13 protein-coding genes are annotated in these 17,120 nt (G+C 56.8%); 2 read left to right on the top strand and 11 right to left on the bottom strand.

All coding sequences use genetic code 11. The annotated features are described in order from the left end of the window. Positions 1 to 92: 92 nt before the first annotated feature. The 6 genes from VHE34_RS03590 to VHE34_RS03565 form a co-directional block, all read right to left on the bottom strand. Positions 93 to 3,314: an endo-1,4-beta-xylanase gene (locus VHE34_RS03590; protein ID WP_325584667.1), complete on the bottom strand. Its 3,222-nt coding sequence runs from the start codon at positions 3,312 to 3,314 to the stop codon at positions 93 to 95. 10 nt (positions 3,315 to 3,324) lie between these two features. Further along, positions 3,325 to 4,893 (bottom strand): glycoside hydrolase 43 family protein, encoded by a 1,569-nt coding sequence (locus VHE34_RS03585; protein ID WP_325584665.1) that lies wholly within the window; start codon positions 4,891 to 4,893, stop codon positions 3,325 to 3,327. Positions 4,894 to 4,904: 11 nt separating this feature from the next. Continuing rightward, on the bottom strand, positions 4,905 to 6,254 hold the full coding sequence (locus VHE34_RS03580; protein WP_325584663.1) for a family 43 glycosylhydrolase: 1,350 nt from the start codon (positions 6,252 to 6,254) through the stop codon (positions 4,905 to 4,907). Positions 6,255 to 6,270: 16 nt separating this feature from the next. Further along, positions 6,271 to 8,994, bottom strand: coding sequence for an alpha/beta hydrolase-fold protein (locus VHE34_RS03575; RefSeq protein ID WP_325584661.1), 2,724 nt, complete (start codon positions 8,992 to 8,994; stop codon positions 6,271 to 6,273). Then, positions 8,991 to 10,235 carry a glycosyl hydrolase family 8 gene (locus tag VHE34_RS03570; protein ID WP_325584659.1) on the bottom strand — a complete coding sequence of 415 codons (1,245 nt, stop codon included), beginning with the start codon at positions 10,233 to 10,235 and terminating at the stop codon, positions 8,991 to 8,993. The genes VHE34_RS03575 and VHE34_RS03570 overlap by 4 nt, the downstream gene beginning before the upstream one ends. Before the next feature lie 351 nt (positions 10,236 to 10,586). Next, complete coding sequence (locus VHE34_RS03565; RefSeq protein ID WP_325584657.1) at positions 10,587 to 10,748, bottom strand: phosphatidate cytidylyltransferase; 162 nt, start codon at positions 10,746 to 10,748, stop codon at positions 10,587 to 10,589. A gap of 428 nt (positions 10,749 to 11,176) precedes the next feature. On the opposite strand from VHE34_RS03565, the gene VHE34_RS03560 reads away from it, so the two are divergent. Together VHE34_RS03560 and VHE34_RS03555 are read left to right on the top strand one after the other, a co-directional pair. Beyond that, positions 11,177 to 11,617 carry a hypothetical protein gene (locus VHE34_RS03560; protein WP_325584655.1) on the top strand — a complete coding sequence of 147 codons (441 nt, stop codon included), beginning with the start codon at positions 11,177 to 11,179 and terminating at the stop codon, positions 11,615 to 11,617. Positions 11,618 to 11,648: 31 nt separating this feature from the next. Further along, positions 11,649 to 12,098 carry a hypothetical protein gene (locus VHE34_RS03555; protein WP_325584653.1) on the top strand — a complete coding sequence of 150 codons (450 nt, stop codon included), beginning with the start codon at positions 11,649 to 11,651 and terminating at the stop codon, positions 12,096 to 12,098. Positions 12,099 to 12,121: 23 nt separating this feature from the next. Here VHE34_RS03555 and VHE34_RS03550 read toward each other — a convergent pair whose 3' ends face one another. From VHE34_RS03550 to VHE34_RS03530, 5 genes are read right to left on the bottom strand one after another with little or no spacing between them, the layout of a single operon-like run. Continuing rightward, positions 12,122 to 13,513, bottom strand: a complete 1,392-nt coding sequence (locus VHE34_RS03550; RefSeq protein ID WP_325584651.1) for a cytochrome b N-terminal domain-containing protein — start codon at positions 13,511 to 13,513, stop codon at positions 12,122 to 12,124. Positions 13,514 to 13,523: 10 nt separating this feature from the next. After that, positions 13,524 to 14,051 (bottom strand): ubiquinol-cytochrome c reductase iron-sulfur subunit, encoded by a 528-nt coding sequence (locus VHE34_RS03545; protein WP_325584649.1) that lies wholly within the window; start codon positions 14,049 to 14,051, stop codon positions 13,524 to 13,526. Beyond that, positions 14,041 to 14,301: a hypothetical protein gene (locus VHE34_RS03540; protein WP_325584647.1), complete on the bottom strand. Its 261-nt coding sequence runs from the start codon at positions 14,299 to 14,301 to the stop codon at positions 14,041 to 14,043. Before VHE34_RS03540 ends, VHE34_RS03545 begins: the two co-directional genes overlap by 11 nt. Positions 14,302 to 14,303: 2 nt before the next feature. Next, complete coding sequence (locus tag VHE34_RS03535) at positions 14,304 to 14,879, bottom strand: cytochrome c oxidase assembly protein (protein WP_325584645.1); 576 nt, start codon at positions 14,877 to 14,879, stop codon at positions 14,304 to 14,306. Further along, the gene (locus VHE34_RS03530) at positions 14,876 to 17,119 is read right to left on the bottom strand and encodes a cbb3-type cytochrome c oxidase subunit I (RefSeq protein ID WP_325584643.1); all 2,244 of its coding nucleotides are present in this window, start codon (positions 17,117 to 17,119) and stop codon (positions 14,876 to 14,878) included. The genes VHE34_RS03535 and VHE34_RS03530 overlap by 4 nt, the downstream gene beginning before the upstream one ends. Position 17,120 lies beyond the last annotated feature (1 nt).

Below are 17,120 nucleotides of genomic sequence, written 5' to 3'. Positions count from 1 at the left end.
AATAATTTTGCAATCGGTTGAAATATCAACGGCTTTTTTCTGCCTGTAAATTGTCCACATGACATTTATAGCCGACAGGAGTCGTTTGCCGGCTATTGAGTGTGGGACTTTACAAACCGGATGGAGCGGATCATGATCTTGCCCGGCTCTCCGGTTGGATATTTGATAAAAAGGTCATGATGCCCCTGGAATCGTGTAACCGGCTGCAGGAAAGTTTTCCACTGTCTCTTATCGCCGACCGGCTGCACGGGCACCGTGGCTATCAGCTTGCCGTGTTGGATATCGTCCAGCCAGATCTCGAGCTTGCCGGCGGCGGCAGCCAAAGCGGTGAGTTCGACCGCGGAGGCATGCGTGATGCCTGTCTCCACACCGGAGATCATGAACCACCCGCCCTGTGGGGAGGTGTTTGTAACGGCCTTTCCGGGTGTTGCGGCGTTGCCGGGCGTTGAGGCGTTGCTTGCTGTTGCGGCGTTGCCGGGTGCGCCTGCGTTGTTGTCCGGCAGGGGGATCGTTTTTACGCCGTAGTAGTTGGCGTACCCGGCTGCTTCGATGGGTGAGAAGGCGTCCTTGACGGTGAAAAGATCGAAATCAGCCGGGCGGCCTTCGGCGAAGAGGCCGATGCTGGCGCCTACCCAGGAATTCCAGTTGGGTTGTTCTTTGTCGATCGGAACGGCGTTGACGGGGGCGCCGAGTGAGATCCAGTTTGTACCGTCGGCGCTGTAATAGCCGGTGAGCTCGTGGCCTTTTCGTGTGAGTTTCAGCCAGAGGGTGTTCCCTGTCTTGTTTGGGAGGCTTCGTTTTGCCGTGTCCAGCTGCAGGACGATCTGTTTGCCGCCGTCGTTGCCGGCGTACAGCCGGGCCGCCACGTGCTGGTTGCCGTTAGTCAGGTAGATGCCTGCTTTGGCGGATGGATCGGCGGCATCCCATTGCAGCCGGGTAACGGCCGTGTAATAGTGGGCGGTCTCTTTTTGAACGAGATGGGTGCGGCCGCTGTCGGGCGTCAGCCTCACCCACCCTTTTCTTGCGGAAAGGGAATAGTTTGCGGCGGCTTTGCGGGTGAGAAAATGCCATTGCAGGCCGAGTGTTGCGCTATCGAAATCGTCGCCCTGCATGCTTCGCCAGGGAATGCCGGTGTTGGGGAGATCGGGTTTTGTTATGGGCTGGGTGGTCGGGGCCAATCCCCAGGGGCGATCGCCTTCCCAGATCACCGGATATAGAGATGTCTGGCGGCCGCTGCCGGACCAGTCGTCGTTTGGATATTTTTCATAGCTCTGGCCGATGGTCCACCAGGTGCCGTCGGCCAGCTGGAGGGGCGCCGAGATATGGTTGGGGCGGCGGAAGCCTTCGTTGGGATCGGTAACGGGGGGGAAGAAATCGCCGAGTCTTTCCCAGGCGGTGGAGTCGCTCGTGAGCTTTCTTGTGCGCAGGACATACTGGCCGCCGGTGACATCGCCGGCGGGGAAATAGTAGTAGTAACCGTTTCGTTTACACATGACGGGGCCTTCGGCCCAGCTGTATTGGAGGTTGGCGTTGATCCAGTCGAGGTTGATCACGGTGTCCGTCAGTTGACCGTCGTGGCCGATGGCCTGGATGCGGTTGATCTTTTGACCGTTCTTTATCAGCATGTAGGGTTTGCCGTCGTCGTCGATGAAGATCGAATTGTCGTAGCCGAGGTTGCCGGTGGTGGGGTTGGTGTGCACGGGCTGCGGCGCCGACCAGGGGCCATAAGGCGAGTTTGCTTTGGAAAACCATTGCCCGTTGGCGGAGAAATAGATGAACCAGGAGCCGTCAAAATGCGTGATCGCGCCCTGCCAGATGCCGCCGGATGGGCGGTCGGGAACGAAGCCGGACGCCTCGTTGGGAGGCACGACGCGGCTGATGATCTCCCAGTGGATCAGATCGTTTGAATGGTAGATCGGCAGGTAGGGCGTGAAATGAAAGGAGGATCCGCAGTGGTAGAAGTCGTCGCCCATTCGGAAGAGTGTCGGGTCGGGGTGGTCGCCGGGGAGGACGGGGTTGGTGTAGGTCTGTACGCTGTTGTAGTTGTCGGCGGCGTTTGGTTCGGGCTGTTGGGAGTGGGCGTTTGGTCCGGGTTGTCGGGCGGTGTTTTGCCCGGGTTGCGGGGTGGCGTTTTGCGCGGATTGCCGCTTGGCGGCATCGATGACGCTGTAAAAGGCTTTTTTGGGGGCGTAGTTGCGATCGAAGAGGAGGGGGTAGTTGGTTCTTCCGCGGACCGGCCAATTATTCAGCCAGCTGCCGCCGTCTTCCACGCCCCAGAAGGTGATGCGGCCGATGTGTTTTTTATGTTGGAGGAATAGTTTGAACAGGTTTTGGTAGTCAGTGGCGAGCTGGTCCTGGATGGAGTCCGGCAGGGCGGCGGGCCAGGGGTTGGCGTTCGGGGCTTCGGCCGTCGTGTTCGTGTTTTTGGCTGGGGTGTTGCCGCCCTGGGCCGAGGCGGCGTTTACGTCGGCGGTGTTGCCGGGGAGTGGATTGGGCAAAACGGAGATATCGAGTTCGGTGAAATTTACTTTGATGCCCAGCGCGGAAAATGCGTCGATGCTTTCCGCGATGTCCCGGAAGGGAACTTTGCCGAGATGCCAGTGTCCCTGGATGCCGATGGCGTCGATGCGTACGCCGGCGGCCTGGATCTTCCTGACGAGGTCGATCGCGCCGGCCCGTTTCTTCGGGCTTTCGATGTTGTAGTCATTATAGTACAGTTGGGTGTGGGGAGCGGCTTTTTGTGCGAGCCGGAAGGCCTCGACGATGTAGTCCGGGCCGAGCTTTTGCAAAAAGATGGAATTGCGGAGGGTTCCATCCTCGTTCAGCGCTTCGTTGACGACATCCCAGGAGAAGACCTTGCCGTCGTAGCGGGACGCGAGGGTGGTGATATGGTTGACGAAGAACCGGCGGAGACTGTCGGCGTCCTTTATGTTCCGGACAAAGGGCGGCAGCTGGCTGTGCCAGATGAGGGTGTGTGCGTTGATGCGAAGGTGGTTCTTTTCCGCGTAGCCGACGAGCCGGTCGGCGGGTTCAAACCGGTAGCTGTCCCAGGCGGGGTGGATCAGCGCGGCCTTCATGATATTCTCCGGGGTGACTGTATTGAACTGGCTTTGAATGAGCGAGTCTGCGCGGAGGTCGCGGCCATCGGACTGTTGGACGTTGATCGCCGCGCCGATGAGGAAGTCATTGTGGAAGACCTCCTTTAACGACGGGAGAGCGGCCGGTCGGTTATTTGCGGGTGTTATACCGTGAAACCCGCTGAGCAGGGTTATGGCGGCGGTCAGGAGCAGCGTTTGTGCTTTCTTTGTTTTCATCGCTAATTTGTTAATTCATGTGAAACCAATCTACATCGACGTATCCGCCGGTTTGTTTTGTAGCGAAATTGAACAGGCCAAATTTGTTACCGGTAAATATCTTCAGGCTGAACCGCATGTCCAATGCGTTGCCCAGGGGGATGAATGTCTTGTTATCGAGGCTGTATTCGAATACCGCCTTTTTGGTGGCATTGGAGGCCTGGGTGCGGAGGTATACTGTTCTCTGTTGAAAGGGGATGGAATCGATCGTCACCCCATTGTTGACCATTACGAGGGACCGGCCTGTTTCGGTTTGGCTTACGGCGACGAAGGCATAGGGATCCTGGAATACGCATAATCCAGCCTGGTCGCCGGGGCGCATGTGGTCCACTTCGAGTTTTGTCGTAGCGATGGTGGGGATCGATTGGTCGTATTTGGCGATGGATCGTTGGGTGAGTGTGTTGCGGGCCCAGAGGATATTTGGCGCAGCCGACACGGTCGAGAGCCGGAGCCAGCCCGGTCTTGCCGTCAGCGACCATTTTGCCGGGTCGGGATTATGATTCCAGCTCCATTGCATACCCAGGGTATCGACGTCGAACTCATCGGACGTGGGGAGATGGGTAATTGGGTAGGTCCCGCCTACATCGGGCTTTTTATATTTTACCACGGCCTTGCCGTCGACGCCAGCGATGGGCCAGTCGTCCTGCCAGTGGACGGGTTGAAGGGAGGGAAAGCGGCCGAAGGGACCTATATCGATGAAGAGCATCGTCCACCATTCTCCTTTCTGCGTTTGGATGAGTGCGCCCTGGTGGATACCGAAATTGACATTGCTGTGGTCCCACTCTTTTATGACGATCCGTTCTTCATAGGGGCCCCAGATGTTGCGGGACCGCAGGGCGGCCTGGAACCCGTCGGCGCCGCCGTAGGTGCAATACAGGTAGTAGTAACCATTGAGCCGGTAAACGTGGGTTCCTTCGAGTCCTTTGCGAATGTCGCCGGTGAACACGAGAGAATCTTTGCTGATAGGTGAAAAGGCGGTATCGAGTTCGGTGATGTATATCTTATTGTAGCCCGAGGCGACGTAGATCTTACCGTTGTCATCGAAGAGCAGCCCGCAGTCATGGAAGCCGCGGCCGAGCCGTTTTATTTTCCAGGGGCCGGCCGGATCGGGGCTGGTGCAGAGGAAGGCGCCTTCGTTGAGGGTGTTGAACAGTACGTCAAATTGGCCGTTGTGATATCGGAGGCTTCCGGCCCATTGACCATGAGCATACCGGTTGCAGCTATCGAGATTGTAACAGGGACTTTCGTCCATTCGCTTTACGATGTTGGTGCAGTAGCGCCAGTTGACGAGGTCGTGCGATTGGAGCAGGGGGACGCCGGGGAAGGTGAACATGGTCGTGGCCAGCATGTAATACGTGTCGTTGACGCGAATGACGTCGACGTCGGGGAAGTCGGCCATGATCACCGGGTTGGTGAAGGTGCCGTCGCCGTTGTCGGCGTGGACGGGCCAGGGATTTTGGGCGAGGTGGGACGAGGGAGTCTGGCCGCGGAGGCTGAGGGCGAACCATAAAAGGAGCAAATTGCAAACGAATATCTTCATGGTCAGGAATTTTATTCAAACCGGAGCCAGTCCAATTCGACTTGTTTATCTTCTTTTGATATAATGAAGAGGTGATGGAGGCCCGGGGTGTGATGGAGTACATCGGTGGTGAGGTCCTGCCAGCCGGATGTGGCGTTTTGAGACTTTATTTCCGCGATCAGCGGTCCGTCGAGGGAATCCGCGCGGATCTGCAAGGCGCCGCCATCTGCCGACAGTAGATGCGCTCGAACTTTTTTGGAGTTCCGGTGGCCGAAATCGACGCTGTTGTATTGTACCCAGGCGCCGGCGGTAGTAAAGACTGTTTTCCAACCGGCGAACGGGGCGAGGGTGTCGAGGAATGCGATGGATGCGCCGGTGGGGCCGATGCGGGTGTACCGGTCGGGGTTGATCGTGCTGCCGGCATTCGTGAGCCCCACCCCTCTCAGGGTTGGCATTACCTTTTGTATAGTCCCGTCGGCGTTGAAGAAGAGACTATCGATGCGGACCGATCTTGCTTTGTCGAAGCCGGGGGAGAGATCGTTGTGATGGTAGAACAGGTACCATTGCCGGTTGAACTGGACGATCGACTGGTGGTTTGTCCAACAGCCGGTAGGGGATTCGTCCATAATAACGCCGCGCACGGTAAAGGGTCCGAGGGGATTGTCGCCGGTGGCATATTCGAGGCATTCCGTCTTATTGCGAACATGCGGGTAGGTAAGATAATAGATGCCCTTGCGTTCGAAAACGAAGGGTCCTTCTTTTAGTCCTTTTGAAGGGAGTTCCTGCAGCATCACGGGTGCGGATGCCAGTGCGGTCATGGCCTGATCCAGCTTTGCCGCAAAGAGGTTTCCCTGCGCCCAATACAGGTAAGCCTGGCCATCTTTATCGATAAGGACGTTGGGATCGATCCCGTGGACGCCTTTGATGGGTTGCGGTAAAGGAGTATAAGGACCTTCGGGTTTATCTGCCACTGCCACGCCGATGGCGAATCCCCGGCCGAGACTGGTGTCTTTTGGGGTCGATGGAAAATAGAAGTAATATTTCCCATTGCGGAAGACGCAGTCGGGGGCCCACATGCTATAGCCTGCCGGCTTTACCCAAGGTGTCTTGTCCTGGCTTACGATAATGCCGTGATCGGCCCAATGCGTGAGATCGCCCGAGGAGAATACATGGTAGTCTTCCATGCAGAACCAGCCGGGCCGGCCTTTTCCGGGGGTGGCGAGGATGTCGTGCGAGGGATAGAGGTAGATCTTCCCGTTGAATACCCTTGCCGTGGGATCGGCGGTGTATTGATCGGTGATGATCGGGTTCTGGGCGGCCGAGCGGATCGTGACAATCAGTAGCGCGGAAAGGATCAGCGGGCAAGCGGTACGTATGCGCATGTGGTTTCGGTTGGAGTTATGGTTTGAAGATGAGGCCGGCGAATTGCCGGAGCGAGCGCCGCCAGGTGAGCCATTCGTGGGCGGTGCCGGGAGACTCATAGTACACGTGCCGGATGCCGGCTTTTTCCAATGCTTCATGCAGTCCTTCTATTCCCTTGTACATTCTTTCCGGCTCGGCCGTACCGATGCTCAGATAGAGTACTTTGACCCGTTGGTTGAAGCCGGCGGCGTCCGCCCACGCTCCGTCGTACAGCTGCCGGATATCGGCTCCGGGTTGCAGAAAGGTGGCGCCGCTGAAGCCGCCGATATAGGCGAATTTGTCGAGGTTGGCCATGGTTGCCTGAAAGGTTTGGAAGCCGCCCATGGACAGGCCGGCCATGGCGCGATGGTCGCGGTCGGGAATCGTTCTGAAGGCAGAATCGACCATCGGAATGATCTCTTTTACCAGCAGTTCGGGGAAGACATTGTTGTTCATCGCTCCGGGGCGGTTGTCGCCGGTGTTTTTTGTGGGCCGGGCCGGGTCGGTCGCATAGCCGCGGTCCATCACGACGAGCATGGGTGTAGCCTTGCCTTCGGCGATGAGGTTATCCATGATCCAATCCATTTTCCCCTGGGTGCTCCAGCCCGTCTCGTCCTCTCCTGCTCCATGCTGCAGGTAGAGCACGGGGTAGTGTTTTGAAGGATCGGTGTCATAGCCGGGCGGGGTATAGACAAAGGCCCGGCGCCAGGTCCTGGTCATGGGCGAGTAATAATTCATTCGCCGGACTTCGCCGTGCGGTACCGGGTGGGCCTCATAAAATGCGCCGTCGTTGTCGGGGATGTCGATGCCGCTGGCCATGCGGCCCATTCCATAGAAAGTCAGGCTACCGGGGTCCATGGTTGCCACGCCGTCGATGAGCAGAGAGTAATAGTGAAATCCTGCTACGACCGGATCGGTGGTGATGTTCCAGTAGCCGCCGGTATCGCGGACCATGTTGTATTTTTTCAGCAGGTCGATCTGTACCTGGTGTGCGTCGGGGGCCTTGATATGGAAGACGACGCGGCGGTCAGGCAGGATCTGCGGGTATTGGCTGCCGGGGTTGTTGGTGGTTGCCGGCTGGCCTGTGGATGCTTGCAGGTAGTCGCCGAAGGTGGTCGTGTCTACGGGATGGAACAGGAGTTGGGAGAACATATACAGGCCGTTCTTCCAGACCTTAAAATCATGTACGCCCGGCTCGATGTAATAAATATGGGGCACCTGGTGTTCGGCAAGATATTCGTGGGTGCGGCGGCTGAATCCGATGAGGCCGTCGTGGTCGCCGCAGGAGATCCAGAGCAGCTTGAGGGCGTTCCTTGCTTTTTCCGGATCGGGGACGAGTTCTTGCGGCGCCTTTGTGTTGGGAGCCGCTGAGAAGGCGCCGATCCATGCGAATTTATCGAGGTTGCCCAGGCCGAAGTTGAGGGATTGTCCGCCGCCCATGGAGAGACCGGCGATGGCGCGGTGTTCGCGATCGGAATAGACGGGGTAGTGTTTTTCGATATAGGGGATGAGATCGTGGAGAAGGTCTTTTTCGAAGTTGGCGAAGGCTTGTACTTTATCGGCGGCCATGATATTGCCGGTTGCCCGGTCGTCCTTCATGGCTCTTCCGTTGGGGAGCACGACGATGAAGGGCTCGAGCTTGTGATCGGCGTACAGGTTGTCGAGGATCAGCTGGGGTTTACCGCCGTTGAGCCATTCCCGTTGGTCGCCGCCGATGCCGTGGAGGAGATAGAGTACGGGATAGCGTTTTTTCCGGGAGTAGCCCGGGGGCGTGTAGATCAGCGCCTTGCGGGTATTGCCGACCGTGGCGGAGGGGTAGCGAATGGAATCGATGCGGCCGTGTGGAATGTTTGCGCGTAAAGAATCGAAGCCGGGGGGTGCGGGTTTCACCGTCGCCAGTTGCGGCAGCATTTGGGCGGCATACCGCCGGCCGAGTTCCCGGTAGCCTGTCGCCGAGAAATGCAAATGATCGGGGCCGGCGGGGCAACCGAGCGAGGAGGCGACGTGTGCGGTGGGGATGGTTTCCGGTAAGCGATCGATGATGGCGTTCATGCCGGCGCATTGGCCGTTCTGATCGGCGCCGACCACTTCGCCGGCTATCAATGGTGTCGAGGTTGCGTCGAGGTTGAGGTCGTGGAGCAGGTTTTCATATACTGTTTTTACTTTTGCCGGCCAAGTGGTGTCGCCCGTGTTCGATTCGCCCTGGTGCAGGAGGATGCCTTTTATAACCCCGTCCTTTTGCGCCAGCCTGGCCATTGCCACGAGGCGGGCGTAGGGGTTACCATCGTATTCTTTTACGATGTTCTTCATCCAGCCGGGGGCGGTAGCGAGGTAGTCCTGGTAGTGATCTTTATCGAAGAGCTCGATCTTGCAGCCGCCAACGGCGACATGGACGACACCGACTTTCACGTCGGGCGGGAGGTGGGCGAGGAGATTCCTGCCGAAGTAATCTGCGGGTGACAGGCCTGTATGGCAGCGGCACAAGGGGGGTGCGGCCGTGTACCATTTTCCTTTTTCGCGTTTGAGGTCGGGGCAGTCGACCGACTCCATGACTTTAAAACGGGCGTCGACGACGGTGTCTTCGGCTTCGAATTTTGCGGCGCCTTCCATGTTGGACTGGCCGAAGCAAAGGAAAATATAGAATTTGGGATCCTGGGCGAACAGCCGGCTGCAGGATAAGGTCAAGGAGGCGAGCAAGAGGCATTTTGCAAATCGTTTCATTTGGAATCCATGAATTTGGGGTGAATAATCCGGTATTTTCCGCTGAGGTGCATAAGGGAGAACATATAGAGCAAACCGTCGTAGTAGGGGTCGAAATACCCGTCGCTATAGGGCTCGAGCCTGGCGTTCCAGAGGGCTCGTGCGAATTCGAAGGACTGATCTCTATTATATATAATTGTCGTCGAGGCGGCGGTCGCGACCAGGCCGAGTGAATGCCGTAGTTTCCGGAAACCGCCGGCGGGGAGGATGAAATCCGGCTTCGAGCCGTCGGGGTTGAACTGATCTTCGAAAGAGTCGATGCCTTTTGACCGGAGAAAGGATTGAAAGCGTTTGGCGTAGTCCCGTTGCCAGGCCGTATCCTTATGGAACCAGTTGTCATCCATCGCGATATTCATGGGGACCCGCCAGGAGTCGAAGCGAAAAGCCTGTGGCATCCATGGGGCGGGATGGGGTGCTCCGCTGAATTCGGCGTAATCGGTTGTCAGTCCTGTGGAGGCGTTGCAGGCCCGATGCAGGAAGGCCCGGGCGGTGTCGGCGCAGTCGCGGTAGAAGGGTTCGTGACCATCCTTTGCGTAGAGGGCCCAGACCTCGAAGAATGCCGGCAAATGATAGGAGGGGTCGGTCCAATTATGATTATCTCCTTCGGGCGTAAAGGTGATCTGCCGATGGGCGAGATTGACCAGGGGGTAGATGCCGCCGGCGCCGTTCTTTTTCCACATGTTGTCGAGGATGAACCGGGCTTCGTGGTAATAGTCGATGCCGGTGTGGTTGCCCCAGCGGTTGGCGGCGAACAGCAGGTCGGTGATGAAGTACAGTTCGCCGTCGGAGGCGGTCCCTTCGGAATTCTTGTGCAGGGTGGCGGGGTTGATGCTCCAGGCGAAATAGCCGGCGCGGTCGCCGTCGGGGTGTTGGAGGTATTTTTTTGACCAGCGCCAGATGCGGTCGAAGATGTCTTTCCGGTTCAACTGGACGGCGATCATCATCCCATAGGAGAGGCCTTCGGTTCGGGCGTCGTGATTTTTGATATCGGAGACATAGCCTAAGGAATCGCCCACCTCGAAGTATATTTTATTGGGGCCTTCGAAGAGGTCGTGGAATGCTTTTTCCAGTTTTGCATCGATATCGGCTTTAGAGTAGCCCGCTTCGGCGAAGACGTTCCGGTTTTGGGCGGCGCCGCTCAGCGTGTTTGCCGTCAGCAGGATCAGTGGAAGGATGAATTTGAATTGCGAGTGCCTGGTCATAGACTTTGAATTGAAAAACAGGGGGGATAGACATCCCCCCACAAGCGATTGCTTTGCGAATTTAGAACGACTGCTGGAGCAGCCCGGGCTCCGAATTGGCTTTTTGCTGCGCCGGGGACCCGAGCGTGTTATTCCTAATTCTGGAAATCAATGTATTACAGTTGAATCAGGGATGGTTGCATTATTCCGTCAATTCCTGTCACATTTATTTCACCGGCTGTCTGACGGGGTCTGTCGCGCCGGGCTGAGGTCGATCTATAAGATTGCTTATCAACGAGATATGCTGGCAGCGGGTAGCGCGGATGAAAATACGGCCGGCGCCGGGACCGGCTGGCGCGGAAGAACGGCGGCTTATTTCCTGGCCTTGCTGACGATCACGGCGATCACGATGACCACCAGGACGACGGCCACCACACCCACCCAAACGCCCGCCTTGAATATACCGCCGACGACGGCGCATCCCTGCAGGGTCATCATCAAAAGAACAGCGGCAAAGAGTAGAGACTGCTTCATAAACCTTGCATTGGAAGATTGTGTGTGGGTTAGCGTGTGCTCAAAACTCATGCACCACGTAGTAATATATGTGCTTGCTTCCTGGATAAAACCCCTGTATTCGAATTGTTCCCTGTTGGCGGCTGAGCACCTGCTCCAGCTGACCGACCGAGAGGACCGGCAAATTTCCTATTCGTGTATTAACAAATTCCGCCCGCATCGCTCCAAGGGACGCCCTAACCGACGGCGCTGCCAGCATTTCGATGATAAACAGCAAGGTTAGTCTCATACAGTCAACAGAGAAAAAAACATGCCTGGATCCATTTATCGCACTCACTGGGAACGCAATTCGACAAACGGGCCGCACTCTAATCCAATTCTAATTCCTTTTTAAGTCTCCCTTAATCTCTCCAGGTTAAATTTTCATTTACAACTAACCGACTGTAGATATGAAACGCGATCATCGATTGCCGCTGACACCAGGTTTTTGCCTGTTGGTGTTGTTCGCCGCCGCTCAACCCAAACAGCCGCCGGCCACGCTTACCTCAGCCTTCGCAAAGCTGTTCCCTAACGCATCTAAAACGGAGTGGACGGAGAAAACGGACAATTTCACGGTATTCTTCGACCGGAACGACCGGAAATGCGAAGCTAAATTCACGAAATCGGGTGATTGGCTCAGCACGGAAGAACCGATTAACTGGGATAGCCTGCCCGCGCCTGTCCTGCAGGCACTCAAAACAGGCAAGTATGCCTCCTGGACCAGGAACGCTGCCTATGCCGTTCGATCCAGTGACGGATCCTGCCAGTTTCATCTTGTTCTAGCCGGCAGGGATGGCGGCAGAAAACTGCTGTTCTTTTCATCCGACGGTAAGCTGATAAAGGAGCGCTAGCCCACTAAACGCCATCATTCAATAAAATACTATGCGATCACCCCAACCATCCGTCACCGTGTCCAAATGCGTTCTTGCAGGGATTTTCACCGGCCTCATTGCCGCCCTGGCGGTCGTCATCTTCAACATTATCTATCGCAGTATTACGGGCCTTATTGCATTCGCCGTAATTGTACCTGTCAGCAGCTTCGTGCTTTTGCCCCTTATCAACCTTTTCATCGGTATCATCTATTTCTTTTTTGTCCGGAATTTGAAAAATGGCCGCGCTTTGTTTCGCCTTGCGGCCATTCTCACCATGCTTGCGGGCGCGTATAACACGGCATTTGGGTCACACAGTACGGATCAACCCCAGGAATTGGTAACGCGATTGATGTTTGGTATCGAGCTCATCGAAGGATCGCTGGCCGCCTTGCTTCTCCCCTACCTCGCCGATCATCAAAAAATGTTCCTTGGGGATACCAACGTGCGCAAATCGGAGTAGGTTGCCGACATCCCGTCAGGCCGCTACTTTCTCGTCTGAAGAAACTCCACGAGTGCTTTCAATTCGTCATTTGTCATTAATCCTCCATATGCCGGCATATTTCTTCCCCCGTTTACCAGCCGCAACTTCAGTTCATCCGCCGTCAGGCGCCGGGCTACCGCGGACAGATCCGGCCCGGTATCTCCGCCCTGGCCTTCTATCTTGTGGCAGTACAGACAAGCCTTCCGATAGAAAAGGCTTGCGCCCCGCACCACGACGCTGTCCGAGGAACGGATCGTTGACGCCGGCAGCGGCATTGCTTTAAATTTGGGTGACCAGGGCGAATGCATGCCCGTGAGAAAAAGCCCGAATACAAATACCACGACGCAAATGGTTCCAAACACCGCCCATGGCCGTCGCAATGGACTCCGTTCGCCCTTGTTGGAAAAAAAGGGCATACAAAGCAGGAAAATGACCGTTGCGAGCGGTCCCAGCACTATCATATAGGATTCAATCCTCGGCGGCATGAGGGCGAACAGTGCAAAGATCGCCAGCATATACCAGTCGGGCTTTGGCGTAGTATGCACGAGCGATGGATCGGGCGGTTCCGTCAATCCGGGCGGTCCGAAGAGTACCGCCAGCCCAAGGATGACGCAAATCGTCAGCGCACCAAACAGCAGGTCCCGCCAGGCCGCATAGGGCCAGAAGGGAACACCTTTTTCTTTCAGCATCTCTTTATACCACTGCCGGTATTTGTCCCGGACGACAGGCCTCCCTGCTTTCGGCGGCTCGGAGATCCCATGGTGCAATACGAAGTAAACGTGCAGACCGACCAACAGAAAGATGAAGGCTGGAACGATAAATACATGATAGGAGAAAAAACGACTGAGCGAGTGTCCCCCGATGGTGTCTCCGCCGAGCAACAACCGGGCCGCCGGCCTGCCGATCAGGGGTATCCTTCCCAACTGTTCCGCGGCCACTACCGACGACCACACGCCATTCGAATCCCAACGCAAGAGTTGGCCGGTGAAACCCATGGCGATCGTCAGAATAAATAGAAATACGCCACTGATCCACGTCACTTCGCGGGGATATTTGTATGCCGCGGTAATATACACGCGGATCATGTGAATACCCACCATCACGATCATTCCCGATGCACCAAAATAGTGGATCCCCCGCAGCACGCGGCCAAACCGGGCCCTTTCGGTGATGAACTGCAACGACTGGTAGGCTGTGGAGGAAGATGGCTGGTACATCAGCGCCAGCGCCACACCCGTGATCACCTGCAAGATCAGGCAGAACAGCGTGGCGCTTCCAAAGACATAGGCCCATTTGGAGCCCGGAGGCACGGGATGTTTCGCCACGCGCATCGCCAGCTCTCCCAGTCCGGTCCGGTCTTCGAGCCAGCGCAGTATTTTCCTGATCGTATGCATAGTGTTGCCTTTATTCTCCAATGGTGGTGATCGGCAAAGGGGAGGTCCGGATCTCTATGTTTCCGTTGTTGACCCGCACGGAATACCGCACCAATGGTTTTGGCGGCGGTCCCGCGGCTACAGAGCCGTCAGGATAATAGGCGCCGCCGTGGCAGGGACACATGAACAGATGCGCCTCCGACTCCCATCTTACCGGACATCCGAGATGCGTACAGTTGGCGGAAAAGGCGGTGAAGGACTCTGCGGCGTCCCGTCGCAGCCAGGCTGCCGTCCGGGCCGTCGTACCGGCCCAAGCCTCCGGTTCGGCGTTCTCAAAGCTGACCAATCTCGTGGCACCCACCTCGAATCCCTCCAATCCCGCAACGGGCCGCCAGAGCCCCGGTGGCCGTTCCAGCAACGGAGCAAAAAAGGAGGCGAGCACCGGTACGCTTGCGGCTATCGCTGAAACACCCGCAACGCCGAGCGCGATCTTCATGAGGAATTCCCTTCGCCCCCGATCGGGCTGGTTGGCCTCGTCCGTGCTATTTTTATTCATCATTCAACGATTTTATCCATCCGCTTACCGCAACAACACCGATGCCGATCCCGGCCACTAAAATCACCCACATGGTCAGCAGTCCCCAAAGCAGGAAGGTAATGCCCAGCGCCAGGAAGAAGGGCCAGTAAACCGGCTCCGGAAGCGTCTCGGGAACCGCCTTCTCCCAGCCGGGAGGCAATTTTTCCGGCGCTGCCTTTTGCCGGTCTTCGGGTCCGCCGACTATATTCTTATGTGTTTTCTCCGTCGACATGCTTAGATCTTTGGTAAAACAATGCGGGGCCGGTCTTGCCGATGCAACCATTGCCGAAGCAGCAGCAAGCAACCGGTAAGATAGATCAGGCATCCAGGGACCCACATGATCAGTCCTGCCGTCTCCCTGTCCCTTGGTGACACACCCGGGTAAACCTCCGGCGGCGCGAAGGTGATCAGCAGCCCCATCAGCGAGCAGCTGATGCAGGCGGTCGCCAGGTAGATAATTCCTGCGAGCGGATGCATTCGCAGGCCGCGGCAGGGACCCAGCAAGGGCCAGGAAAACAATATTCCACCCATCAGCAACAGCAACTGTTGAACCGCCATCCACCAAATATGCCGTTCCGACATGCCCATTGCCCAATGGTGCACTGCCGGGATATGCCAAAACCACATCGTCCCAGTGCCCGCCAGCCATGCCAGCCATGCGTTGCCAGCTATCCATTTACTCAGCCGGCGAACCAACGGCGTGCGCAGCCGGCGCATCGCAAGCATCCTAACGACCAGCGGCCCTGCTACCAGGATTTCCACTATCCCGATGGCCATATGAATACTGAAGCCGTACTCGTTTTCCATCATATCGCTGTTTTTAAAACATGAGGCGCAACGTACACAACCGAAAAGATCACCACCCATACCGCGTCCACAAAATGCCAATAGATGCCGACTGCCCGCATCACCTGCGGCGAAAGGACGGCCGGTTTGCTATTCATCCGTACCAGCAGCAGGACCATCAGCAGCACCCCCACCAATACGTGCAGCCCGTGAAAACCGGTCAATGTAAAGAAAGCCGTTCCAAAAATACCGCTGCTTAAAGTCAGGTGGTGTTCGTGCACAAGATGATAATACTCCTTTGCCTGTCCCGCCAGAAAAGCGAGGGCCAGGCCGATCGTCACCCTCAACCACATTTGGCTCAACTGCGTGTTTTTGAGCCGGAATCGCTGTTCCGCCCGCCAGTAGCCGAAGCTGCTGGCCCATAGCAAGACGCTGAAGATCCCGGTCGATCGCCAATTCAGCAGCGCCGAGGGGGTAACGGTAAAACCGGGGTTGGATCCAAAGTAGACATAGGCCATCAGCAGGCTAAGGAAGAATATCGCCTCCGTGCCGATCAGCAGCCACATCATCGCCGCATTTCTTTCCGAGCGCCGGATCATCTGCCGTTGAACCGACGCCCCCGCCGCGTCCTCCGGCCGTTTGAAATCCCGGAACGCCCTTTCACTGGTGACCGGTATCACGCTGGTAAAATTTCGCAGGGGCGGTGGTGATGCCGTTGTCCATTCCAGCGTATTGGCGTCCCAGGGATCATTCCCTGCAGGAGCGCCGGATCTTACACACTTTACGATAATGAATACGAGCAGTATTACCGATGCTCCCATCACATAACCGCCGATAGTCGACAACTGATTGCAAATGGCCCAACCCGGCAGATCGGGGTACGTATACACCCGTCTTGGCATCCCCATCGCACCCAGCGCATGTTGGATAAGAAAGGTGAGATTGAACCCGATGACAAACGACCAAAAGAACCATCGCGACAGCCGATCATCAGGCCGCCGCCCGCTGATCTTCGGCAGCCAGTAGAACAAGCCGGCCAGCAGACCGAAAAGGGAGCCGCCAATGAATACAAAATGCAGGTGCGCCACGACGTAATACGTGTCGGTGAGCTGCCAATCGATGGGTACGATCGCGAACGAGATGCCGCTCAGACCTCCGATGGTGAATTCGATGAGAAAAGCGATGGCGAACAACATCGGCACGGTGAAGCGGATGGACCCACCATGCATCGTCGCCAGCCAGTTGAAGATCTTGATCCCTGTGGGCACACCGATGAGCAGGCTGCTGGCCGCAAAAAAGCCGTTGACCGTGTTGCCTAACCCCGTTGCGAACATATGGTGTACCCAGACGCCGAAGGCCAGCAGGGCGATGGCGATGCCCGACCCCACCAGCGTTCCATAGCCGTAGATGGGCCGCCGGCTGAATACAGGGAATATTTCCGAATAGATGCCGAAGACCGGCAAAATGAGGATATACACTTCAGGGTGACCAAACAGCCAGAAAAGATGCTGCCACAACAGGGACGATCCACCGCCCACCATATTGAAGAAATGCGCATGCAGCTGCCGGTCGAGTAACAGCATCGCCAGGGCCGCGTTCAGGGCGGGAAAGGACGCCAGGACCAGGAAGGAATTGATCAACACCATCCAGACGAACAGGGGCAATCGCCGAAGCCCCATCGCAGGTACGCGGTTGTAGAGAATGGTAACGATCAGATTGATCGAGGCTGACACCGTCCCGGTTCCGCCCAGCAACAGCCCGGCACAATAGTAGCCTATGCCCGGCCGGGAGGAATAGTTGTACTCGTTCAGGGGCGCGTAGTTGAACCATCCGGCATCGGGCGCTCCTCCCGCCAGAAAACTGAAATAGAGCAACAGGCCGCCGAAGAAAGTGATCCAGAAACTGAACGCATTCAGCCGCGGAAAGGCCATATCGTTGGCGCCGATCATTAACGGCACCAGGTAGGTCGAAAATCCGAAAATGGCGGGCGTCACCACAAAAAAGATCATCGTCGTCCCGTGCATCGTGAACAACTGGTCATAGGCCTCCGGCGCCAGGAAATGATTGTCCGGCAGGATCAGCTGTGTCCGCACCAACAAGATCGACGCGCCCCCCAGCAACAGGAACAATACCGATAGCCACAGATAGAGGATGCCTATTTGTTTATGGTCGACAGACGATATCCATTGCAGCAGTCCCTGGGGGGAGCTGATACCGAGGCCGGGTATCGGTTGTTCGGGGGCCGGTGTGGTATTGCTGATCATC

Origin of the sequence: Puia sp., assembly GCF_035546395.1 — a bacterium.
Taxonomy (GTDB): Bacteria; Bacteroidota; Bacteroidia; order Chitinophagales; family Chitinophagaceae; genus Puia.
This window is presented reverse-complemented; position numbering and strand designations above follow the sequence as displayed.

Coding starts and splice junctions, on each gene's coding strand:
- VHE34_RS03590 (WP_325584667.1), bottom strand. CDS start 3,314: ATGAAAACAAAGAAAGCACAAACGCTGCTCCTGACCGCCGCCATAACC.
- VHE34_RS03580 (WP_325584663.1), bottom strand. CDS start 6,254: ATGCGCATACGTACCGCTTGCCCGCTGATCCTTTCCGCGCTACTGATT.
- VHE34_RS03575 (WP_325584661.1), bottom strand. CDS start 8,994: ATGAAACGATTTGCAAAATGCCTCTTGCTCGCCTCCTTGACCTTATCC.
- VHE34_RS03570 (WP_325584659.1), bottom strand. CDS start 10,235: ATGACCAGGCACTCGCAATTCAAATTCATCCTTCCACTGATCCTGCTG.
- VHE34_RS03545 (WP_325584649.1), bottom strand. CDS start 14,051: ATGATGAATAAAAATAGCACGGACGAGGCCAACCAGCCCGATCGGGGG.
- VHE34_RS03530 (WP_325584643.1), bottom strand. CDS start 17,119: ATGATCAGCAATACCACACCGGCCCCCGAACAACCGATACCCGGCCTC.
- VHE34_RS03555 (WP_325584653.1), top strand. CDS start 11,649: ATGCGATCACCCCAACCATCCGTCACCGTGTCCAAATGCGTTCTTGCA.
- VHE34_RS03585 (WP_325584665.1), bottom strand. CDS start 4,893: ATGAAGATATTCGTTTGCAATTTGCTCCTTTTATGGTTCGCCCTCAGC.
- VHE34_RS03565 (WP_325584657.1), bottom strand. CDS start 10,748: ATGAAGCAGTCTCTACTCTTTGCCGCTGTTCTTTTGATGATGACCCTG.
- VHE34_RS03540 (WP_325584647.1), bottom strand. CDS start 14,301: ATGTCGACGGAGAAAACACATAAGAATATAGTCGGCGGACCCGAAGAC.
- VHE34_RS03560 (WP_325584655.1), top strand. CDS start 11,177: ATGAAACGCGATCATCGATTGCCGCTGACACCAGGTTTTTGCCTGTTG.
- VHE34_RS03535 (WP_325584645.1), bottom strand. CDS start 14,879: ATGATGGAAAACGAGTACGGCTTCAGTATTCATATGGCCATCGGGATA.
- VHE34_RS03550 (WP_325584651.1), bottom strand. CDS start 13,513: ATGCATACGATCAGGAAAATACTGCGCTGGCTCGAAGACCGGACCGGA.